General features: G+C 63.6%; 2 protein-coding genes. Both read left to right on the top strand.

Annotated elements, in window-relative coordinates:
- Positions 1–1434, top strand: a 1434-nt coding sequence (locus tag CHB99_RS30255) for a ribonucleoside-diphosphate reductase subunit alpha (protein ID WP_249299716.1), incomplete at its 5' end; no start/stop codon positions are given.
- A gap of 174 nt (positions 1435–1608) precedes the next feature.
- Positions 1609–2102, top strand: a 494-nt coding sequence (locus CHB99_RS30250; protein WP_249299719.1) for a ribonucleotide-diphosphate reductase subunit beta, incomplete at its 3' end; no start/stop codon positions are given.

The raw sequence follows: 2102 nt of genomic DNA, 5'->3' as shown, positions 1-2102 counted from the left end.
GGTCCACTTGCCGTCTTCGAAGACGGCAAGTGGACCCTGTTCTCGCCATCGGAAGTGCCGGACCTGCACGACCTGACCGGCAAGGCCTTCGAAGAGCGCTACGAGTACTACGAAGCCCTGACCGAGTACAACAAGATCAAGGTGTTCAAGACCATCCAGGCCAAGGACCTGTGGCGCAAGATGCTCTCGATGCTGTTCGAGACCGGCCACCCATGGCTGACCTTCAAGGATCCGTGCAACCTGCGCAGCCCGCAGCAGCACGTGGGCGTGGTCCACAGCTCGAACCTGTGCACCGAGATCACCCTGAACACCAACAAGGACGAGATCGCCGTCTGCAACCTGGGCTCGATCAACCTGCCGAACCACATCGTCGATGGCAAGCTCGACCACGCCAAGCTGCAGCGCACCGTGCACACCGCCGTGCGCATGCTCGACAACGTGATCGACATCAACTACTACTCGGTGCCGCAGGCGCGCAACTCGAACCTCAAGCACCGTCCGGTCGGCCTGGGCATCATGGGCTTCCAGGACGCGCTGTACCTGCAGCACATCGCCTACGGTTCCGACGCCGCCGTCGAGTTCGCCGACCGTTCCATGGAAGCGGTCAGCTACTTCGCCATCCAGGCCTCCTGTGACCTGGCCGACGAGCGTGGCGCCTACGAGACCTTCCAGGGCTCGCTGTGGTCCAAGGGCATCCTGCCGCTGGACTCGCAACAGATCCTGATCGAAGCCCGTGGCGCCAAGTACATCGACGTCAACCTGGACGAGACCCTGGACTGGGCCCCGGTGCGCGAGCGCGTACAGAAAGGTATCCGCAACTCGAACATCATGGCCATCGCGCCGACCGCGACCATCGCCAACATCACCGGCGTATCGCAGTCCATCGAGCCGACCTACCAGAACCTGTACGTGAAATCGAACCTGTCCGGCGAATTCACCGTGATCAACCCGTACCTGGTCCGTGACCTGAAAGCCCGTGGCCTGTGGGACTCGGTGATGATCAACGACCTGAAGTACTACGACGGTTCCGTGCAGCAGATCGAGCGTATCCCGCAAGAGCTGAAAGACCTGTACGCCACTGCGTTCGAAGTCGAGACCAAGTGGATCGTCGATGCCGCCAGCCGTCGCCAGAAGTGGATCGACCAGGCGCAGTCGCTGAACCTGTACATCGCCGGCGCTTCGGGCAAGAAACTCGACGTGACCTACCGCATGGCCTGGTACCGCGGTCTGAAGACCACCTACTACCTCCGTGCCCTGGCCGCGACCAGCACCGAGAAGTCGACCATCACCACCGGCAAGCTCAATGCCGTGTCCAGCGGTGGCGACAGCAGCGCACCGGTCCAGGCCAAGGCCGCACCGGCTGCAGAGCCTGCTCCAGCGCCAGTGCCGAAGGCCTGCGCCATCGACGAGCCGGACTGCGAAGCCTGCCAGTAAGGCGATCCGAGGTCCCCTCCGGGGGCCTCACTGCATCTCTTACAAAAAAGACCGGGGTATCGACTGCCCCGGCTGCCTTCAGTTTTTTGCGTGCCGTGCAGTACCCCGACGCAAGCAACGCAACCAAGATCCACCGGCCATACTGAACATGGCCCTCAAGCAGGAGACCCCACCATGCTGAGCTGGGACGAATTCGATAAAGAAGACGGCGAAGTCGCCGCCAAACCCGCCGCCGCCGGTCAAGCCGCCGCTGCCGGCATCGACAAGCTGGACAGCGCCGGTGGCGCCGCCGCCCTCGAAGCCCGCGCTGTCACCACCGCCGACTCCGCCGCGGTGATCCGCGCCAAGGCGGCCCTGGACGACCTCGACATCGCCGAAGGCCTGGCCGAGCTGGAAGGCTCCGCCGCCCGTGTCGCCGTCGACGAAAAGCGCATGATCAACTGCCGCGCCGACCTCAACCAGCTGGTGCCGTTCAAATACGACTGGGCCTGGCAGAAATACCTCGACGGCTGCGCCAACCACTGGATGCCGCAGGAGGTCAACATGACCGCGGACATCGCCCTGTGGAAGAGCCCGGAAGGCCTGACCGACGACGAGCGCCGCATCGTCATGCGCAACCTCGGCTTCTTCTCCACCGCCGACTCCCTGGTTGCCAACAACCTGGCCCT

This window comes from Pseudomonas japonica (assembly GCF_900188455.1).
Classification (GTDB): Bacteria; Pseudomonadota; Gammaproteobacteria; order Pseudomonadales; family Pseudomonadaceae; genus Aquipseudomonas; species Aquipseudomonas japonica.
The sequence above is the reverse complement of the archived record's forward strand: the minus strand, read 5'-3'. Positions and strand labels throughout refer to the sequence as shown.